The sequence below is a fragment of the Candidatus Rokuibacteriota bacterium genome, assembly GCA_016188005.1.
Classification (GTDB): Bacteria; Methylomirabilota; Methylomirabilia; order Rokubacteriales; family CSP1-6; genus UBA12499.
In genome coordinates this window covers 1-18746 of the sequence record JACPIQ010000110.1, presented here as the reverse complement: position 1 = coordinate 18746, position 18746 = coordinate 1, and the positions used below count along the sequence as shown (strand labels likewise).

Below are 18746 nucleotides of genomic sequence, written 5' to 3'. Positions count from 1 at the left end.
TGTTTCTTCTCGTCGCCCAAGATGTTGGTCATGCTGGCGGAGAGACCACAGTCCCCCCGCCGCGTCAACGTCTTGGGGCCCTACCTCACTGGCCGGTTTTCAGGTGTCGACGACTGGCCGGTTTTGGGTGTCGACCGAGGCAAGCGACACCTTCACAGGTGTGGCCCGCGCCGAAGCCCCCCGGAACTTGCGAGTCCTAGCCAGGGTCTCAACTGAGAAGAAGCGGCGTCCGACTCATCAACCGACGTCCGGTGGAGTCACGCCCGCTTGAGCAGCGAGCCCTCTGCCCCCCCCTCGATTTCCTCGCCCGCGGCGCCATCAATCAGCGCGGCGACTCTCATCAAGTCACATCCCGCGATAGGGAATGCGCGAGGGCGCAACACGCCCCTGGAACTGCCCTCTACTTCTGCTCTTCAACAGGAACGATATCGAACTTTCAGCGAACTCCATTTGGCTGCTGGGACCGACGTGGACTTCTGCAATGAAGTTCTCTACGGGGCCGAACGGCAACGGAGCGTATGGGATCAGAATAGAGCCACTAGCACGCCAGGCGATAGTGGGTCGAGCGCCATCGACAGCAATCGCAACGAGCCGCCACTCTCGCTCCTCTCGGAATGTAGAGTGCTTGAGAGTGGGAGCAATGTTGGCGAGCATCGTTCGAAAGGTGTCATTCGCTCTGGCGCTCGCCCAGGCTCCCACGTCCCAGGTCATGCCAGGATCGGTACCACTACGGAGAATGCCGAGTGCGTCATCTACAATCTGGGCAATAATTTCGCGAACCCTCTCTCGCTGCTCGGCTTCATCGTACACACACTTGGTAAGAAAGATTCTCCAATCCCGAGACGCTTCTATCGTGTCCGTGACGCCAGGATCGAATCCGATTTCGGCCAGACCGCCAGAATGAAATCCGATTGCGTACCCGCCATCACGCGAATACGCACGCCATTGACTCAGGAGATCACCATCCTCGGAGAGCGAGAAGACGTAGGGATGCTCCCATGGAGGGAGCCACATCTTATCGGGCGAGGGGTTCTGCTGCAGCATTTTCAGTAGGCTACGGCGTTCGGAGTCACGCTCCTGCTCCGAAAGGGTTTGAAGAACAGCGTTCGCGACGTCAGCCGCATGGGTAAGCTCCGTAGCGTCGTTGAGAAAGAAGATATTGGTGGCCCACACCGAGCCGGAGGCAAGAATGCCGAGGGCTCCAGTGGGAGAGGTGTAATGGTAGAGAATCGGCTGCAAACCCCGGCTCGGCGCCCGGGGGAGCGTAGATGGGAGAAAGCCGGCTGGCCTCTCGCTTGACGTGGGGGCGTACGCTGCCCAGCATGAGCACCCGCGGTCACAACGCCGCAGAAGGGAGAGGCCAGCCATGGACCATATTGGCATCGATGTGCACAAGAGGGGACGCCAGATCTACACCCTCGCCGAGGGGGGCGAGCTGAGCGAGCAGCGGTCCGCACCGAGCCTGAGCGGTTTGGCGTCGTGCTTGGCGGGCGGCCCCGCGCGCGGATCCTGTCGAGGCTTTGATCGCAGTGCGCAGGGTTTCGTCAAACGCGTTGGACGCCGGGCGTGGGGGTGGACCTGACATAGGGTCCGCACTCGGACGGGGCGGTGCGTGCGGCCCCGGGCCCCGGCTTCTCCACGAATCGCCCCCGATGCTCCCGATGGCCCCAACGGGCGGAGCCCATACGAGGGAACGCTTGACGGAGACGCAGGCCCCTTCGAGCAGAGCGAGCACTTCGGGCACGTGCTCGGGCAGAGGGACGCGGGCAACGTAGCTCTCGTTGGGGATGGTACGCGCCCCCGTTCCCGCGCCAAAGATGCCAACCGGCATGAGCTCGTGGAATCCGACCGAACCTCGATGCCATGAATGAGCACGTATGGCCATATTTGAAGTACTGGTGCTCGTTGTGCACGCTTCCCGGTGTTCCCGTGGCGCTCAATCGTCACGTCCTTCATGCGACGGCCGTCATGCGTCCACTTGACTACCCAGAAGTAGTGGCCGAACCACTTGCCCTAGCCGCCGCCCTTCTCGAATGGGACCCAGCGCCGGCCGCGCACCGGATGCGCCAACTAGCCCAGCCGCACCTCCCAGACGAACCGGACGAACCGCCCGTCGGCCGCCGTCGCGCGCCCCTGGCACACGTCTGCTGATGTCGCCAAGCGTCCGTCCCGCCAAGATCTCGAGGAACTGCTCCTTAAACTAGTAGCAGACCGGCGCCTGCGGGATCATCAGGGACCGCGCCTGGAGCGGCCATTAGGTGATTGGAGTGAAGTGTACGGTCGCTCATTTCCGCCTCACCCCGCCCTTGCGCTTGAGGCTTAGACCCGCCAGGAAAAGATCGGGCGCGTCGATCCGGCCGTCGGCGCGGGCGCGGAAGATGCCCACCTCGACGAGGTACTCGACGAGTTCGCGCGCGGACCCCGCTGGAGGTCGAACATCCACCTGCCCCCAGGGATCATCGAAGCCGCGGTCGAGGTGTCGGTCGATCTCGCGACGCTCCCAGGGAACCTCGCGCAGTGTCGCGAGGCGCGTCTTCAAGCCGGCTATCCAAGGCCACTCGTCGAGCGCCGATTCGACGTGCTCTCTGGACACCTTGTCTAGGGCTCGCCGCAGCGCTCGCGGCTCCATGAGCCGCGGCCAGCGCGGCTGACCGGGCTGCTCATCTGCGCGTCCGCCGCCGCCTCGAAAAGACGAACGAGCGGGCGCGGCAGCGCCTGCCCCCTGCCGTCCCGGATGTGGTCGAGGAGCCAGCGATGGGTGAGGCCTTTGCGCTCGTTCGCACCCATGTAGGTCCCGACCATCCGCTCGATAAGGGGACGGGTGTCTTCGGCCTTCCGGATGATGGGAAACCGGCCGAGCTCCACGCCGTCTTCCAGCTCGATCTTGGCCTCACAGTACTTGCTGAGATCCTCGCCAGAGTTGGCCAGCCGCCGCACGAGCATCGCATACAGGTGGCGGTCGCTCCACACCAGCTCGGCGCGGTTGGCGGCGAGCTTCGCGAAGTCCGCGCCGCCCGCCGTGGCAGCGCGCTCGTAGAGGTCCGTTCGCAAGAAGATCTTCCCGCGCAGTCGCTTCCAGCGCCGCGCGTGGCCTGCCCACAGAGCCACGAGGCCCCGCACCGCGACCCGCGTGAGGTCCGCATCGTTACGGGCCAGCGTGTCGAGCTCGTCATAGGCGACGATGCTGTAGCGGCCCTCGCTCCGGAGGCGCTCGTCGAGCGCGTCGAGCGCGAGCAGGGCGGCCTTCGCGTTGGCTCGGAATGCGGAGAGGACCTGCTCGACATCGCCCCCCTGCGGTGCAAAGACGGCTTTCAAGGAAGCGTCGTGAAGTTCATCCTGGAGTACGCGCACGAGGTAGCCGAGCCACACGTCGAGGAGCAACTCGTCCGTAGCGCTCTTGGCTTTGGCGAACTCGCGCAGGAGGCGCTCGCTCGGGAACTCACTCCCCATCGGGTATCCGGCGAGCCATCGAGTTTGTGCGACCGGCGGCAACCGCAGCCCGGGATTACGGGCGGAAAGAGTCGGGAGCAACCCACGTTCGATGACCGCGCGGAAGAGCTCGGTCTTACCCGCGCCGCGCGGGCCCACCACCAGCACCACGTCTGGGTCGAAGGCACGCAGGTGCTCTGGGACGGGCCAGAAGGTGCGTGCGAGGCGAGCCTGGTCCTCGCCTTCGGCGCGACCTGCGCTGCCCATGCGGCTCATCGCCTCGAGCAGTCGCAGCTGGTCGTCGTGCGTGGCCATGTGTTAGGCCTCCTCCGGGCGGAACCGTACGGCGATCCGCTCGCTCAGAACGACGAGCTCCTTCGCTTCCGCGAGGTGGTCCGCCACATCGTCAATAAGTGCGTACTGCGCGAGCTTTGGCTGATAGGAGACCGGTACCGGAGCGTGCGGCGCGTCGCTCGCTTCGGCATCCCGAACGTACCAGAGCCGGTCCTCGTCGGGGTCCTCGGGATCGGGTGCGTAATAACGGTCGCGGAACTCCACGAGGGCGCGGGCCACGAAACTCCCTCTTGCGGCCTTCGCCGCTGCGGCGTCCTCCGGCACCATCGCGTGGACGAGCACGCAGTCGAGCTGGGTGCGATCCTCGCGGACCCGCGAGGCGCCGATCCGCTCGAGCACGACCGCGAGCCCTCGCCAACTCTGCTCGGAAGAGGTCCCGAAGAGCACGTGCAGATGAGCGGTCCCAGAGAGGAGCAGGCCCGCCGGCTCCGAGAGGCCTGCCCGCGCGTCTATGCAAATCCAGCGTGGGTCGATCTCCGTCCGCACCTGTTCGAGCAAGAAACGCAGTGGATGTCCGGCTCCACCTGCCGGCGACGGCTCAAGGTCGAGGCGCGCGAGCTTGCCGAGGTACTCGCGCCCGGGCTCGAGGCTTCCGGCCGGCACGACGAGAACCTCGCCTCCGCCGGTCACCGGAGTCCTGCGGCAGGCGTGGTAGTAGTCGCGAAGATCCACCTCGCCGAGCGGCCGCTCGAGGAAGTAGTCCACGACTCCCCACTCGGCGGTGGTGCCGCGCTCATCAGCGGCGAGCAGCGTCCCCGCCCCGGGCGCGTCGAGATCGAGATCGAGGACAGCGACGCGCTCGCCGACTCGTGCGCGCTGGATAGCGAAGGCAGCCAGGGCGGTGGTGCGACCTACGCCCCCCTTGAACGAGTAGAAGACCACAATGGGCGGACCGGGGGACTCCCCGAAGGCGCTCCACGGCGGCTCGCTGATGGGCGAGAACCATGCGGTCCGGTTGCGAATGCGGTCAGCGAGCCGGAGCCGGTCGGTGAGCGGGTGGCCTTCGTTCCAGGCGCGCACGTACACCAGCCGGTCTGCGTCCGATGCGCGGGCGGCGTGCCAGATCTCGCCCGCCCAGAAGGCACCGGCGGCCGGTTCGAGGGCGTCGGAGATGCGTCGCCGGTGATCCCCCTCCCGGTCCTGGGAGCCCCACACAACGACGCGGATCCGGCCGAACAGATCGTCGATCAGGACCGCGCGCTCGATCGATGCCTCTTCCGCGAGGAGGCTCTTGAGCGCCACGATGGCGTCCTTGCGGGCTTCGTCGAGGTGCTTGGTGGGCATCACACCACCCCGTCGAGGCGCATGGGGACAATGGCCGACTCATAGACGGCCTGCGCCTCGCCCAGCCACGACCCGGCGTCGGCGGGCGTCACCGCTCCGGGCTCGCGGTACCGCAGCGTCTCCCTCCAACCGGAGGCGGCATCGTAGAGCGGGTGACCCTGCGACATCCGGGGGATGTACCGGGCCGACCTCGCTTCGGGGAGCGCCGCGAGCTGGAGTGCCTCGCGCCCGAGCGCGTTGAGATCGTGACCCCAAGGATGCCCGGCGGCAACGAGGATGAGGGACTTGAGCGCGCACTCCACCACGTAGCCCGCGAGGTAGGCTGCACCGTCAGCCCGGCCGGCGGGGAGGAGGACGGACGCATCCTCGAGGTGCTTGCGCGCCGCCTCGGGATGGTCGTCGCCGCTCGGAAGCCGAAGGCGCGACATCAGAGCACACCCCTTTCCATGGTGGCTGGCATCAGCCCTCGGCAATGCGCCTCGCGCGCCACGGTGAAGACGGGCTCGCGCAGGAGCGCGTCCTTCTCCTCGGGCCTCGTCGGCCCGATGAGGTGGAAGGCGGTGAGACGGCGCTCCGGCTTACGTTCGGCGGACGCGAGGACGAAGAAGACGCTGTTCACGGCCTCGCCGCCGATCTCGCCGAAGGTCCGCGGGGAGCGGGTATGGGATGAAGCGGCTGGCCTCTCGCTGACGTGGTGGCATGCGCTGCCCCACAAAGGCACACCGCGGTCAACACCGCAGAGAGGAGAGGCCAGGCATGGGGTCCCCGGGGGCGGGCTCGCGGCCCACCGGCGGCCGAGCCGAGCGGGGGCGTGAACCTGACATGAGGTCCGCACGCGGATGTGACGGCGCGTGCGGACCCGGGCCCCACGGCTCGCTCCCAGTGCTCCCACCGATGCGGATGGCACAGCGCACACAAACTCCTCCACGCGAGCCGAGACAGCCCGCCCGACTGACCGCGATGCTAGTCAAGGACGACGGCCCCGTCAAGGGGCCGACGGACCAGGGCGGACGGTAGACGGACCAGCACCTGGCGCTGTGCCCCGCCATTGGGCCGGGAGCGTGGCACGAAGGCTGCCGACGCCCTCGTGCCAGCGGGCTCAGGGCGCGGCGCTGGCGCCGAACCCGGGCGGCGCGGGGCCGGGGCTCTGCCCGGAGCAGGAGAGGCCGCGGTGAGCGAGGATCCCCCGATGGTGTGCTCGGCATCACGCAGTCGATACGTGGGCTCTGCACACGCCACTCCCCTGGGTACCGCGCTCGCAGCCATGCGGCAATTCCCATAGATCGATACGCCAAGTCCCCCCCGCCGGAGGTGACGAACCTCGCCACGTTCGTGACGGACAGGCGTTTCGTCGCGGGACCGCGGGATGATGGTCCCCGCGATGTCGGCCGCGTGACAACAGGCGCGGTCTGGACCGCTCCTCGCTGCGTGGCGGATGTTGCAGCGAACGCTCCCTTCAAGGTAGAGTTGGCTACCGCTCGTGTACGGGGCTCGGCGGACGGCGCGCCCTTCTTCGAGGAGTTCACGCGGTGAGCGGCGAGGGGACGAGGGCCATGACCACGCGACCGAGCTACGACAAGCTGATCTTCGAGCTCTCCTCCCCGGGGCGCTTCGCCTACTCGCTGCCGGCCTGCGACGTGCCGGGGGGCGACGCCGCGGCGCTCGTGCCCGCCGCGTTCATCCGCCAGAGGGCGCCCGAGCTGCCCGAGGTGTCCGAGGTGGACGTCGTGCGGCACTACTCGCGGCTCAGCCAGCTGAACTACGGCGTGGACACCCACTTCTACCCGCTGGGCTCCTGCACCATGAAGTACAACCCGAAGGTCAACGAGGACATGGCGCGGCTGCCCGGGTTCGCGCGACTGCACCCGCTGACGCCGGAGGCGGCCTCCCAGGGGGCGCTCGGCCTCATGCACGAGCTGGCCCGCGACCTCGCCGAGATCGCCGGCATGGACCACGTCTCGCTCCAGCCGGCCGCCGGCGCCCAGGGCGAGCTGGCCGGCGTCCTCATGATCCGCGCCTACCATCTGGCGCGGGGCGAGCGGCGCCACACGGTGCTCATCCCCGACTCGGCGCACGGGACCAACCCTGCCTCGGTGGCCCTGGCGGGCTTCGCCGTCGTCCAGCTCCGATCGGATGACAACGGCGAGGTGGACCTGGCCGACCTCGAGCGCCACCTCGACGAGGACGTGGCGGCCTTCATGATCACCCAGCCCAACACGCTGGGGCTCTTCGAGTCGCGGATCCACCGGATCACCGAGATGTGTCATGCCCGGGGCGTGCAGGTCTACATGGACGGGGCCAACCTCAACGCCATCCTCGGTCTCACGCGTCCGGGGGACCTCGGCTTCGATGTCTGTCACTTCAACCTGCACAAGACCTTCACGACGCCCCACGGCGGCGGGGGTCCCGGCGCGGGGCCGGTGGGGGTCAAGGCGCACCTGGCGCCCTTCCTGCCGGTGCCGGTGGTGGCGCAGGCGGAGGACGGGGAGTTCGCGCTGGACTGGAACCGGCCGCAGTCCATCGGCAAGCTGCAGGCCTTCTGGGGCAACTTCGGCATGCTGGTGCGGGCCTACGCCTATATCCGCACCATGGGGCCCGACGGGCTCCGCGCCGTGTCCGAGAACGCGGTGCTCAACGCCAACTACGTCCTCAAGCGTCTGGAGAAGGACTACGACCGCTCGGCCCCCGGGCCGTGCATGCACGAGTGCGTGGTCTCGGCGCGCCGGCAGAAGCGCCTCGGGGTCAGCGCCATGGACATCGCCAAGCGGCTCCTGGACCTCGGCTTCTACGCGCCCACCACGTATTTCCCGCTGATCATCGAGGAAGCGCTGATGATCGAGCCTACGGAGACCGAGTCCCGGGAGACCCTCGACGCCTTCTGCGACGCTCTGATCCAGATCGCCCGCGAGGCCGAGACGGACCCGGCGCTGGTGCAGGAGGCGCCGGTGACGACGCCGGTGCGGCGGCTCGACCAGACGCTCGCCGCGCGCCAGCCGGTCCTGCGCTGGACGCGGCCGGTGACGTGAGCGCCTGGCGCCTCCTCGTCACCGAGCCGCTCGACGGGCCGGCGAACATGGCGCTCGACGAGGCGCTCCTGCTGAGCCGACTCCGGGGAAGCGGGCCGCCGACGGTCCGCTTCTTCGCGTGGGCCCCACCCACGGTCTCGCTCGGGTATGCCCAGGCCCTGGACGGGCGCATCGACCTCGAGGCGGCCTCGCGCCTGGGGATGGGGCTGGTACGACGGCCCACCGGCGGCAGCGCCATCCTCCACGAGGGGCCCGAGCGCGAGCTCACGTACAGCGTGGTGGCGGCGGCCGGCGATTTCCCGGGCGCCGACACCTTGCTCGAGACCTACCGGTGGATCGGCGCCGCGCTCGCCGCGGGCTTGCGGGCGCTGGGCGCCGCCGTGGACATGGTCTCCGTGAAGCCGTCGGACCCTGCCGCGATGCCGGCCTTCTGCTTCGCCCGGACCGGGTCCTACGAGCTGGAGATCGGCGGGCGCAAGATCGCGGGCAGCGCGCAGCGGCGCCAGGGCTCGGGCTTCCTCCAGCACGGCTCCGTGATGCTGGCGGCCGACCCGGAGCGCCTGAGGCGCCTGTTCCCCGGCGAGCAGGATCCCCTCGGCGGCATGACAACGCTCGAGGCGGTGCTCGGGCGCCCACCCGCCTTCGACGAGGCCGCCCGACGGCTGGCCGAGGGCTTCCGACAGGTCCACGGCATCGCGCTCCGCCCCGGGGGGCTCTCGCCCGAGGAGACCGCTCTGGCCCACTCCCTCGCGCGGGACAAGTACGCGACGACCGGATGGACGCGCGAGGGCTGCGCGCCGGGCCGGAGCTGGTCCACCGTCGGCGTGCCGACGGCCGGCGCGTGACCGATCCCGTCCGCGAGTACCCGGACGCCCCGCGCGTGGGCGTGGGCGCCGTCGTGCTGGACGGCCCGCGCGTGCTCCTCGTCCAGCGTGGCCGGCCACCCGGCGAGGGCAAGTGGAGCATCCCCGGCGGGCTGGTCCACCTGGGGGAGCGCCTCGAGGACGCGGTAATGCGCGAGGTGGAGGAGGAATGCGGGGTCCGCGTGGCCCTCCTCGGCGTCTGCGGGGTGATCGACCGCGTGGTGTACGACGAGGCAGCCGGCGCGCCCGCTCGCCCGGCGATCCGCTATCACTGGGTCATCATCGACTACGCGGCCCGCGTCGCGGGGGGGCGCCTCGAGGTCGGCAGCGACGCCGCCGACGCGCGGTGGGTGCCGGTGGCCGAGCTGGACCGCTACGACACGACGGCCGGGATCGCCGACATGGTGCGCCGCGCCGTGGGGGTCAGAGACGCCACTCTGCCACCGGAAGGAGGGGGGGGCCGATGAAGCTGTCTCTCGAGACGCGGGAGCTGGCTCGGGTGCGGGCCGACATGCTGGTGGTGGGGCGCCACGCCGGCGAGGCCCGGCTCGGGCCGGAGCTCCGGACGCTGGACGCGGTGCTGGGCGGTCTCCTCTCGCGCGTGCTGGCCGCGGAGAGGTTCGAGGGGAAGGCGGGCCAGTCCGCCCACTTCGACTCCGACGGCCGGCTGACCGCTCCCCGTGTGCTCGTGGTGGGGCTCGGCCCGAAACGGGATGCCGGCGCCGAGGCGGTGCGCCGCGGCGCCGCCCACGGCGCCCGGCGCGCCCGGGACCTGGGCGCGGGGGCCGCGGCCATCTTCCTGCCCGTCGACGGCATGCCCGCGCGCCTGCGCGCCCAGGCCGTGGCCGAGGGCGCCATTCTCGGGACGTACCGCTTCGACAGGTACCTCAAGGAGAAGAACGGCAAGGTGCTGGAGGCCGTCGCCGTGGCGGAGCCCGATCGGCGCCAGCAGGCCGCCGCCCGGGACGGGGTGCGACTGGGCGAGATCTGGGGGGAGGCGACCTGCGCCGCCCGCGACCTGGTGAACGAGCCGGCCAATGTGGTGACGCCGGCCTACCTTGCGGCCCGCGCCGAGGAGATCGCGAAGGCCGGGCACCTGACGGTCCGCGTGCTCGAGCGTGACGAGTGCGCCGCCCTCGGCATGGGCGCCTTCCTGGGCGTGGCGCGGGGGAGCCAGGAGCCCCCCAAGTTCATCCACCTCACCCATGCGCCGCGCGGGCGCGCCCGCAAGCGCGTCGCCCTCATCGGCAAGGGCATCACCTTCGACTCGGGCGGCCTCGACCTCAAGACAGCCGACGGCATGCAGCGCATGAAGGACGACATGTCGGGGGCCGCCGCGGTGCTGGCCGTTTTCCAGGCACTCCCCCGGCTGCGGCTCCCCCTCGAGGTCCACGGCCTCATCGCGGCCACCGAGAACATGCCCTCGGGCACGGCCCAGCGCCCCGGGGACATCGTGCGCGCCCTGAACGGAGTCAGCATCGAGATCGGCAACACCGACGCCGAGGGGCGCCTCACGCTGGCCGACGCCCTCGCCTACGCCGCGAGGGAGATCGAGCCCGACGAGATGCTCGACGTGGCGACGCTGACGGGCGCCGTCGTGATGGCCCTCGGCGTCGGCGTCTCCGGCGTGCTGGGCAGCCCGGACGCGGTCGCCCGGCGGGTGCTCGGCGCCGCGGATGCGGCCGGGGAGCGGATGTGGCAGCTGCCGCTGCACGAGGAGTACAAGGAGGGTCTCAAGAGCGACGTCGCCGACCTCAACAACGTCTCGAGCCAGCGGGGCGCGGGCGCCATCATCGGGGGGCTCTTCCTGCGGGAGTTCACGGGGAACATCCCCTGGGCGCACCTGGACGTCGCGGGCACGGCCTTCGCGGAGAAGGAGCTGCCGCTGGGACCCAAGGGCGCCACGGGCGTGGGCGTGCGGACGCTGCTCACCTACCTCGTGCGCCTGGCGGGCCGGCGCTGAGCGCGGCCATGCCGGGCGGGGTGGACCTGCACTCCCACACGACGGCCTCGGACGGGAGCCTGACACCACGTGCGCTGGTGCGGGAGGCGGCGCGCTGCGGCGTCCGGATCCTCGCGGTCACGGATCACGACTCCACCGAGGCGCTCGCCGAGGCCCTGGACGAGGCCGCCCGCTGCCGCCCCCTCGAGGTGGTGCCGGGCATCGAGATCAACTGCGACGTGGACCGCGGCGAGATCCACATCCTCGGCTACTGCATGGACTACGAGGCACCATGGTTCCAGGAGTTCTGCCGCGCCCAGCGCGCGGCGCGGCGGGAGCGGATCCACCGCATGGCCGACCGCCTCGCCGCGCTCGGCATGCCCATCGACCCCGCCGAGGTCTTCGTGCTGGTCCGGGAAGGCTCGGCCGGCCGGCCCCATGTGGCGCAGGTGATGGTGCAGCGCGGGTACGTCAAGAGCGTCCGCGAGGCCTTCGACCACTGGCTCGGATCCGGCAGGCCGGGGCACGTCCCACGCGCCAGGCTCACCCCCGAGGATGCCGTGCGGCTGCTGCGCCGGGCGGGCGGCGTCCCCGTGCTGGCCCATCCCGGAATCGGCAACGCGGACGACCTGATCCCCGTGCTCGTGGAGGCCGGACTCATGGGCATCGAGTGCTACTACAACGAGCACTCGGCCGCTCAGACGGCGGGATACCTCCAGCGCTGCCGGGACCTGGGACTCGTGGCGACCGGGGGCTCGGACTTCCACGGTCCCCCGGTACGCACGGCGAAACTCGGGACCCCGCGCGTGCCGCTGGCCGCATGGGAGGCGCTCAAGGCGAAGGCTGCCGAGGCCCGCGCCTCCCGGCCGTCGTGACCGTCGCGGTCGAAGTCCCGCGACTGTAATCGTTACATCGTCGCCGTGTAGGGGTTACAGGCCGATCTGCCCGTTCCGTCCCGGAGTCCGGCCTGGCGCAACGAAAACCCCCGGCCTCGCCCGAGGTGCCGACGGCGTTGATCGGGCATGCGCCTTGCTCCGTCTGATATGGTGGAAGGGGCGGCCCCCGAACAGGGGGCGGCCAGACGAAAGGAGGCTGGGGATGAGAATCCTCGCACTGGCAGTCGTGACCGCCTTCGCCCTCGCCTCGGCGATGCCCGCGCTCGGCGCGGACGACTCGAAGGTGAAGGCGGCGACCGAGCGGGTGGAAGGCGGGGCGAAGAAGATCGGCAAGGGAGAGGTCGTCTCGGGGGTCGAGGAGACGGCCAAGGGTATCGGCTCCACCGTGGTGGAGGGGGCGAAATTCAGCGGCGAGAAGGTCAAGGAGGCAGCTCAGGCCGCGGAGCCTCCGGCGAAGAACGCGTGGGAGCGGACCAAGGACGGCGCGGTCTCCTTCGGGCAGAGCGTGAAGAACTTCTTCACGCGACTCTTCAGCAACTGAGGCTCGGATCCACCTACCGCGCGTGGCGGGGGAACATCCTCCGGAAGAGGTCGGGGGCCGTCCGCGCGCGGAAGTAGTCCATCTGGCGGGCGGAGTACTCGGGGCCGCCGCGGAAGACGATGGAGGCCGTGGCGAGGGGAGTCCCCGTCTCGGTGAGGAGCGCCGAGGCGGTCCGCCAGAAGGTCCGCCGGCGGTCGATCGGCTCCACCCGAGCGAAGCGCCCCGCGCCGATCACCGCCGTGCCCGCCGGCAGCGCCCCGTCGAGCAGGGTGAGGGCGATCCGGTTCGTCAGCCCGCCCTCCTGCATCATCAGCGCCCCTAGCCACCACGCGATCTCGTCGAGGAGCACCGGCGCCACCGCCGGATGCAGCGCGCCGGCCTCGGTGCTCCAGGGCGCCCGCGGCACGAGCCGCGCCCAGACGCCCTCGTCGTCGAACGAGAGCCCCACCTGGAGACCCAGCGGGTTTCGCGCGCCGCAGGCGAGGCAGTCCTCGGACAGGGGCAGGGACCATCCCGCCGTGCCGCCGCGCCAGGCCGGCGCGGGTGCTGGCCCGTCGTCGCGGCGCGGCGCGACCGTGGCCGAGGTGAGCGTCTGGCCGTCCTGGAGCACGGCGAGGGTCATGGCGCCATCGCGCTTGCGCGCGTCGAGCGCGAGCTCGGTCTCGAGCGGGACGGAGGAGGTGAGGCGCCCCTCGAGCACGCGCGGCGCCCCGGCGAAGCCCGCGCGGGCCGCTGCGGCGTCGAGCGCGGCGAGCAGCGCGCCGCCGTGGACGATCCCGGGCCAGCTCTGCAGCCGCTGCGGGGCGTGGAAGGTCCCGCGCCCGGCCCGCGGGAGCGAGACGACGGAGGCGAGAACGCCGCCGATCGTGATCACGCCGGAGCCCGCGTGCTATACTCGCGCCGTCTCATGTCGCACGCCATTCTACTGCGGCGCTCGGTCCGGCCGCCAGCCCGGTGACCCCCGCGCTCCAGATCCTGCTGAGCGGCCCGTACGCGCGGGCCATGCTCACCAACTTCCTGTTCTTCCTCGCGCTCAATGGCTTCCTGCTGCTCCCGCTCTACGTCAAGCGGCTCGGGGGCAGCGAGGCGGAGGTCGGCCTCGTCCAGAGCATGTTCAGCGTGGCCGGCATCCTCTGTCAGCCGCTGATCGGCGTGTGGGTGGACTGGCTGGGCCGCCGCTTCTTCATGCGGCTGGGGGTGGGCCTGCTCACGCTCTCCTCCGCCGTCTTCATCGTCGGCGTTCCCATCCCGCTCGCCGCGGTCCTGCGCGCCCTGCACGGCATCGCCTTCTCGCTCTTCTTCGTCGCCAACTACGTCCATATCGTGGATCTCGTGCCCGTGGAACGGCGTGGCTGGGCGCTGGGCATCTTCGGGCTCTCGGGGCTTGTCTCCACGGCCGTGGCGCCGCTGATCGGGGAGGTCGTGATCCGGCATCTGGGCTTCGGCTGGTCCTTCGCCATCTCGTCGTTCGTGGCCGCGGTGGCGCTGGTCCTCGTGTTCCGCACCCCCAACGTGCGGCCGCCCGCCATGGGGGCGGGGCCCGGCGCCGAGGCGTTTCGCGTGGGGCTGCAGGAGCTTCTCCGCCTCCACATGGCGCTCGGATTCTTCTTCGGGCTGGGGACGGGGACCCTGTTCACCTTCCTCCCGACCTTCGCCGAGCACATGGGGGTCACCGGACTCGGACTCTTCTACACGGGCTACTCGGGCTCGGCCATCGCGGTGCGCGTCTTCGGCGGGAGCCTGATCGACACGCGCGGCCGCCGCGCTGTCATCGTGCCCTCGATGTTCGTCCAGACGGCTGCGGTCGGCGTGCTGGCCCTGCTGGGCGGGCTCCTGGGCCCCATCGGGGACGTCCCCGTCCTCCCGCTCCTCCTCCTCGCCGGGGTGATGGCGGGCGGCGCTCACGGCTTTCTCTACCCCGCGCTGTCCGCCCTCGTGGTGGATGTGACACCCGAGTCGCGGCGCAGCAGCGCGGTCGGGATCTTCAGCTCCGTCTGCCTCGTGGGCAATGCGCTCGGCGCCCTGACGTTTGGCTACGTCGCCCACGGCCTCGGCTACGCCGTCATGTGGACAGGGCTCGGCCTCTGCCTCGTGCTGGGGCTGCTCGCGAGCCTGCGGCTCCCGCCTCCGGGGGCCGAGGGGGGCACGGAGCGCATCGAGGCGGCCGGGAAGGGACGGTCGCGGACATCGCTGAGTTGACTTGGTCTGCCCCCGGGCTGATACTGCTGGCGCGCTGCGGCGAAGGGCGCGGCGGGGAGGCCAGCGATGAGGGGACACGGGGCGATCGCAACGCTCGGCCTGGTGGTCGTGTGCGGCGTGGCCCTCCTTGCGGCCGGCGGGAAGAGTGAGGCTCCGTCCCCGAAACCCCTCGGGCCCCAGGAAGTGGAGGTCGTCGGGCTCCTGCTGAGCCCGAGCACGCACCAGCCCACCGTGGTGCTCCAGGGCAAGCGCGACCGGCGCACCTTTGCCATGGCCATCGGCGCCGCCGAGGCGACTGGCATCGCCTTCCCGTTGCAGAACCTCACGCCCCCGCGCCCGCTCACCCACGACCTGTTCCTGACGCTCTTCGGCCGCCTGAACGTGTCGGTGAAGAAGGCGGTGATCACCGATCTCAAGGACGACATCTACTACGCGACCGTGTTTCTCGCCGCGGGCGGCGCGGACATGCAGCTGGACTCCCGGCCCTCAGACGCCATCGCGCTGGCCATCCGCGCCAAGGCCCCCGTGTACGTCGAGGACCGCGTGTTCGAGAAGTCCGAGCGCCTCCAGCCGCCGGCAGGCGCCCCGCCGAGGATCTGACCGTGGCCGCCGAGGAGGTCAAGGAGACCCCCGAGCCGCCGGCGAACGGCGGACAGCAGTGGGCGATCCAGCGCCGCATCGAGGACGTCTTCGCGAAGCTCGGGGAGAAGTTCGGCGACCTGAGCGGACGGGTCGTCGTCGTCATCAAGCCGGAGACTTCGTTCGACGACATCGGCGGCCTGGCCCAGGCCAAGGCGGCGGTGCGCGCCTTCGCCACGGCGCTGACGGATCCCGAACTCTACCGCAAGTGGGGTATCACCCCGCCCAAGGGCCTGCTCCTCTACGGTCCGCCCGGCACCGGCAAGTCCATGCTCGCGAGCGCGCTGGCCACGACCGCAGGGGCAATCTTCTACCACCTGAAGCTGATGAACCTCACCTCCAAGTTCGGCCCGAACACGGGCGAGCTCCTGCAGGAGATCCTGGGGATCGCCAAGGGCGAGGGGAAGGCCGTGGTGTTCCTGGACGAGGCCAACGCGCTGTCGCTCGAGCACCTGCTCTCGCCCGCCCAGGCCCGGGAGGCGAGCGCGCGCCTGGTGGCGGCGCTCTGCGAGAAGATGGACAGCCTCGACGACTTCTCGCCGATGATCATCGTCGCCGCCACCAACCGGACGGACTCGGTGGATCCCACGCTGGTGGCCCCGGGCCGGCTCGACCGGCTCGTGGAGGTGAGCGTGCCCGACGGGCCCGCCCAGCAGGAGATCCTGCAGCTCGCGAAGGCGCGCGCCGAGCACGCCGCCGGGCGCACGCTCTTCGAGAGCCTGGACTTCCGCTCGCTCCTCCCCCCCATGGGCGGCATGAGCGGGGCCGAGATCTCGGAGGTGCTCCGGCGCGCGCTCGAGCAGAAGGTGTCCGCCGCGGGGGAGGGGCGGGACGCGGGGCTCGTCACCACCCAGGACCTGCTCCAGCAGATCGACGCCTACCGCCGCATCCGCGAGGTCGTCGAGAAGATCCGCTACGGCCAGTACTTGTAGCCGGGGCGCGCCCAGCCTCGATGCCGGCCACGACCCACGTCCGCGTGCGCTACAAGGACACCGACACCATGTCGGTGGTCTATTACGGCAACTACCTCACCTATTTCGAGGTGGGGCGGGTGGAATACCTGCGGCAGGCGGGCCTGCCGATGGCCCAGGTGGACCGCCGGATCCACATGCCCGTGGTCGAGGCCCTCGTGCGGTACGTGAAGCCGGCCCGCCTCGACGCGCTGCTCGGCGTCACCTGCCGCGTGAGCGAGCGCAAGCGGGCGAGCTTCACCTTCTCCTACGAGATCCGCGACGAGGCCTCCGACCTGATCGCCACCGGGTACACGCGACACGCCTGCTGGGACCCGGCGACCCGGAAGATGATCGCCATCCCTGCCTGGCTCCGGGAGGTCATGCCCGATGCCGACCTCGACCCCGTCCCGGCACGACGCTAGCCGGCCGCGCCCCATCGCGGACGTGGCGGGGGAGCTGGGTCTGGCCGACGCCGAGTGGGTGCCCTACGGGCGGTACGCGGCCAAGGTGCTGCTCCCTGCGATCGAGGCTCGCCGCTCGCGCCCCGATGGCCGCCTCGTGGTCATCTCCTCCCTCACGCCGACGCCGGCCGGGGACGGCAAGACCACCATGGCCATCGGGCTCGCCCAGGCGCTCTGCCGGACGGGCGCGCGCGCCGTGGTCGCGCTCCGCGAGCCGTCCATCGGCCCCACGCTCGGGCTCAAGGGCGGCGGCACCGGCGGCGGCCGCTCGCAGGTCCTGCCCGGTGACGAGATCAACCTGCATTTCACGGGCGACCTCCACGCCATCGGCGCCGCGCACAACCTGCTGGCGGCCGCGCTGGACAGCCACCTCCATCACGGCAACGCCCTCGGGATCGATCCGCGCCGCGTCCTCTGGAAGCGCGCGCTCGACCTCAACGACCGGGCGCTTCGCCACATCGTGCTGGGTCTGGGCGGACCGGCCGACGGCGTCCCCCGCGAGGGGGGGTTCCTCATCACCGCCGCCTCCGAGATCATGGCCGTGCTCTGCCTGGCCGAGGACCTGGCCGATCTGCGGCAGCGGCTCGGGCGCATCATCGTGGCGCTGACGCATGAAGGCCGGCCCGTCGCCGCCGAAGCCCTCGGCGTGGCGGGCGCCATGGCGGCGCTCCTCCGCCACGCGATCCACCCCAACCTGGCGCAGACGCTCGAGGGGACGCCGGCCCTCATCCACGGCGGGCCATTCGGGAACATCGCGCACGGCTGCAACTCGGTGGTCGCCACCCGGATGGCGCTCAGGCTGGGGGAGATCTGCCTCACGGAGGCGGGCTTCGGCAGCGACCTCGGGGCCGAGAAGTTCTTCGACATCAAGTGCCGGGCGGCGGGCCTCCGGCCGGACGCCGCGCTCCTGGTGGTCTCGACCCGCGCGCTCAAGTACCACGGCGGGGTGCCGGTGACGGCGCTGGCGGCGGAGAACCTCGACGCCCTGGGGCGAGGGCTCGACAACCTCGACGCCCACGTGGAGGGGCTCCGCCAGTTCGGGGTGCCGCTCCTGGTGGGCCTCAACCGGTACCCGACCGACACCGGGGGCGAGCACCGGGTCGTCATCGACCATTGCGCGCGCCTCGGCGTGGCCGCCCACGTGGCGGACGTCTTCGAGAAGGGGGGCGCGGGCGGCCAGGAGCTGGCGCGCGCGCTCCTGACGCTGCTGGCCTCCGAGCCCTCCCGCTTCGCCCCGCTCTACGCCCTGGACTTGCCGGTGAAGGCCAAGCTCGACCTGATCGCGCGGCGGGTGTACGGGGCCGACGGAGTCGTCTACGCGGCCCGCGGCGAGCGACAGATCGCCGAGATCGAGGCGCTCGGCCACGGCGGGCTCCCGGTCTGCGTGGCCAAGACGCCCCGCTCGCTCTCGGACGACCCGACGTTGCTGGGCCGGCCGCGGGACTTCCGGCTCACCGTCAACGAGGTCGAGGTCTCAGCGGGGGCCGGGTTCATCGTGGCGCTCGCCGGGGATGTCCAGACCATGCCGGGCCTGCCGCGCCATCCCAACGCGGAGGCGGTGGACGTCGCCGCCGACGGCTCCATCACCGGGCTCGCGTAGCGCCGACCGCGGGCGCAGTCCCTCGCGCTTGGCGCGGGGGAAGGTCACTCCCAGCTCATTGGAAGTGAACACGCCCAACCGAGACACACGGGGCGGCACACGACTTGACACGGCCAGCCGCTTCATGCAAGCCGACATGAATGCTCTCCGGCGGCGGTCGCCCCGTCGGTCGGCCCCCGTCACCGTGACGTAACCTGCCAGACTTGGCCACCGGCCGCTCACTGCGCTGCAGGGACAGCCACGCCAACTGGTCCACGGCGTAGCGCAGCTGCTTGTCGCAGGCGAAGCGGAACTGCACCACCACCAGTTTCCCACTCCGCACGGTAACCGGCACCATCCCGGCTTGCGCCTGCAGATGCCGAAACGACTCCCACCGCCCGGGGGCATCGCCCAGGCGGGCCCACAGCGTGGGCACCGTCACCCCGTGCTCACCGACCGGCAGCGTCCGGGCCCACGCCGCCGCCGGCATGGTCGCGAAAAAATCGTCGATCGCCTGTCGATAACTGCCCACCGCCGCCACGACCGCGGCCAACTCCGTGACCAGGGCCTGCATCAGCCG

Annotated in this window: 19 protein-coding genes; 11 read left to right on the top strand and 8 right to left on the bottom strand. The window is 70.7% G+C overall.

Annotation, left to right across the window (positions count from 1 at the left end):
• Positions 1–345: 345 nt before the first annotated feature.
• The 6 genes from HYV93_21480 to HYV93_21455 all read right to left on the bottom strand — a co-directional run bounded on the left by HYV93_21480 (position 346) and on the right by HYV93_21455 (position 5686).
• Positions 346–1239 carry a DUF2971 domain-containing protein gene (locus tag HYV93_21480; GenBank protein MBI2528543.1) on the bottom strand — a complete coding sequence of 298 codons (894 nt, stop codon included), beginning with the start codon at positions 1237–1239 and terminating at the stop codon, positions 346–348.
• A gap of 1045 nt (positions 1240–2284) precedes the next feature.
• A complete protein-coding gene (locus tag HYV93_21475; GenBank protein MBI2528542.1) occupies positions 2285–2539 on the bottom strand; it encodes a hypothetical protein in 255 nt (84 codons plus the stop codon).
• Between the two features lie 59 nt (positions 2540–2598).
• Positions 2599–3744, bottom strand: a complete 1146-nt coding sequence (locus HYV93_21470; GenBank protein ID MBI2528541.1) for a hypothetical protein — start codon at positions 3742–3744, stop codon at positions 2599–2601.
• Positions 3745–3747: 3 nt separating this feature from the next.
• Complete coding sequence (locus tag HYV93_21465) at positions 3748–5067, bottom strand: hypothetical protein (protein MBI2528540.1); 1320 nt, start codon at positions 5065–5067, stop codon at positions 3748–3750.
• Positions 5067–5495: a HEPN domain-containing protein gene (locus HYV93_21460; GenBank protein ID MBI2528539.1), complete on the bottom strand. Its 429-nt coding sequence runs from the start codon at positions 5493–5495 to the stop codon at positions 5067–5069. The genes HYV93_21465 and HYV93_21460 overlap by 1 nt, the downstream gene beginning before the upstream one ends.
• Positions 5495–5686, bottom strand: a complete 192-nt coding sequence (locus HYV93_21455) for a hypothetical protein (protein ID MBI2528538.1) — start codon at positions 5684–5686, stop codon at positions 5495–5497. Before HYV93_21455 ends, HYV93_21460 begins: the two co-directional genes overlap by 1 nt.
• A 934-nt stretch (positions 5687–6620) precedes the next feature.
• On the opposite strand from HYV93_21455, the gene gcvPB reads away from it, so the two are divergent.
• From gcvPB to HYV93_21425, 6 genes are all read left to right on the top strand, one after another.
• A complete protein-coding gene (gene gcvPB, locus HYV93_21450; GenBank protein MBI2528537.1) occupies positions 6621–8093 on the top strand; it encodes an aminomethyl-transferring glycine dehydrogenase subunit GcvPB in 1473 nt (490 codons plus the stop codon).
• Positions 8090–8938, top strand: a complete 849-nt coding sequence (locus tag HYV93_21445) for a lipoate--protein ligase family protein (GenBank protein ID MBI2528536.1) — start codon at positions 8090–8092, stop codon at positions 8936–8938. The genes gcvPB and HYV93_21445 overlap by 4 nt, the downstream gene beginning before the upstream one ends.
• Complete coding sequence (locus HYV93_21440; protein MBI2528535.1) at positions 8935–9423, top strand: NUDIX hydrolase; 489 nt, start codon at positions 8935–8937, stop codon at positions 9421–9423. The genes HYV93_21445 and HYV93_21440 overlap by 4 nt, the downstream gene beginning before the upstream one ends.
• A complete protein-coding gene (locus HYV93_21435; GenBank protein ID MBI2528534.1) occupies positions 9420–10919 on the top strand; it encodes a leucyl aminopeptidase in 1500 nt (499 codons plus the stop codon). The genes HYV93_21440 and HYV93_21435 overlap by 4 nt, the downstream gene beginning before the upstream one ends.
• An 8-nt stretch (positions 10920–10927) precedes the next feature.
• Positions 10928–11773, top strand: coding sequence for a PHP domain-containing protein (locus HYV93_21430; protein ID MBI2528533.1), 846 nt, complete (start codon positions 10928–10930; stop codon positions 11771–11773).
• A gap of 223 nt (positions 11774–11996) precedes the next feature.
• Entirely contained in the window at positions 11997–12335 is a 339-nt protein-coding gene (locus HYV93_21425; protein ID MBI2528532.1) for a hypothetical protein, read from the top strand.
• Between the two features lie 13 nt (positions 12336–12348).
• Here the strand turns inward: HYV93_21425 and HYV93_21420 are convergent, their stop codons facing one another.
• A complete protein-coding gene (locus HYV93_21420) occupies positions 12349–13209 on the bottom strand; it encodes a hypothetical protein (GenBank protein ID MBI2528531.1) in 861 nt (286 codons plus the stop codon).
• An 80-nt stretch (positions 13210–13289) separates the two neighbouring features.
• Between HYV93_21420 and HYV93_21415 the strand changes: the two genes are divergently transcribed.
• From HYV93_21415 to HYV93_21395, 5 genes are all read left to right on the top strand, one after another.
• Positions 13290–14534 carry an MFS transporter gene (locus tag HYV93_21415; protein ID MBI2528530.1) on the top strand — a complete coding sequence of 415 codons (1245 nt, stop codon included), beginning with the start codon at positions 13290–13292 and terminating at the stop codon, positions 14532–14534.
• 66 nt (positions 14535–14600) lie between these two features.
• The gene (locus tag HYV93_21410) at positions 14601–15134 is read left to right on the top strand and encodes a bifunctional nuclease family protein (GenBank protein ID MBI2528529.1); all 534 of its coding nucleotides are present in this window, start codon (positions 14601–14603) and stop codon (positions 15132–15134) included.
• A 2-nt stretch (positions 15135–15136) separates the two neighbouring features.
• Positions 15137–16105, top strand: a complete 969-nt coding sequence (locus HYV93_21405) for an ATP-binding protein (GenBank protein MBI2528528.1) — start codon at positions 15137–15139, stop codon at positions 16103–16105.
• A 20-nt stretch (positions 16106–16125) separates the two neighbouring features.
• The gene (locus HYV93_21400) at positions 16126–16548 is read left to right on the top strand and encodes an acyl-CoA thioesterase (GenBank protein ID MBI2528527.1); all 423 of its coding nucleotides are present in this window, start codon (positions 16126–16128) and stop codon (positions 16546–16548) included.
• Positions 16514–18187, top strand: a complete 1674-nt coding sequence (locus HYV93_21395) for a formate--tetrahydrofolate ligase (GenBank protein ID MBI2528526.1) — start codon at positions 16514–16516, stop codon at positions 18185–18187. Before HYV93_21400 ends, HYV93_21395 begins: the two co-directional genes overlap by 35 nt.
• Positions 18188–18242: 55 nt before the next feature.
• Here HYV93_21395 and HYV93_21390 read toward each other — a convergent pair.
• On the bottom strand, positions 18243–18746 hold a 504-nt coding region (locus tag HYV93_21390; protein MBI2528525.1), incomplete at its 5' end, for a transposase.

Bases quoted from the DNA above. Each gene is read 5' to 3' on its own strand.
- HYV93_21410 (MBI2528529.1), top strand. From the start codon at position 14,601: ATGAGGGGACACGGGGCGATCGCAACGCTCGGCCTGGTGGTCGTGTGC.
- HYV93_21425 (MBI2528532.1), top strand. From the start codon at position 11,997: ATGAGAATCCTCGCACTGGCAGTCGTGACCGCCTTCGCCCTCGCCTCG.
- HYV93_21430 (MBI2528533.1), top strand. From the start codon at position 10,928: ATGCCGGGCGGGGTGGACCTGCACTCCCACACGACGGCCTCGGACGGG.
- HYV93_21460 (MBI2528539.1), bottom strand. From the start codon at position 5,495: ATGTCGCGCCTTCGGCTTCCGAGCGGCGACGACCATCCCGAGGCGGCG.
- HYV93_21435 (MBI2528534.1), top strand. From the start codon at position 9,420: ATGAAGCTGTCTCTCGAGACGCGGGAGCTGGCTCGGGTGCGGGCCGAC.
- HYV93_21465 (MBI2528540.1), bottom strand. From the start codon at position 5,067: ATGCCCACCAAGCACCTCGACGAAGCCCGCAAGGACGCCATCGTGGCG.
- HYV93_21395 (MBI2528526.1), top strand. From the start codon at position 16,514: ATGCCGACCTCGACCCCGTCCCGGCACGACGCTAGCCGGCCGCGCCCC.
- HYV93_21470 (MBI2528541.1), bottom strand. From the start codon at position 3,744: ATGGCCACGCACGACGACCAGCTGCGACTGCTCGAGGCGATGAGCCGC.
- HYV93_21400 (MBI2528527.1), top strand. From the start codon at position 16,126: ATGCCGGCCACGACCCACGTCCGCGTGCGCTACAAGGACACCGACACC.
- gcvPB (MBI2528537.1), top strand. From the start codon at position 6,621: ATGACCACGCGACCGAGCTACGACAAGCTGATCTTCGAGCTCTCCTCC.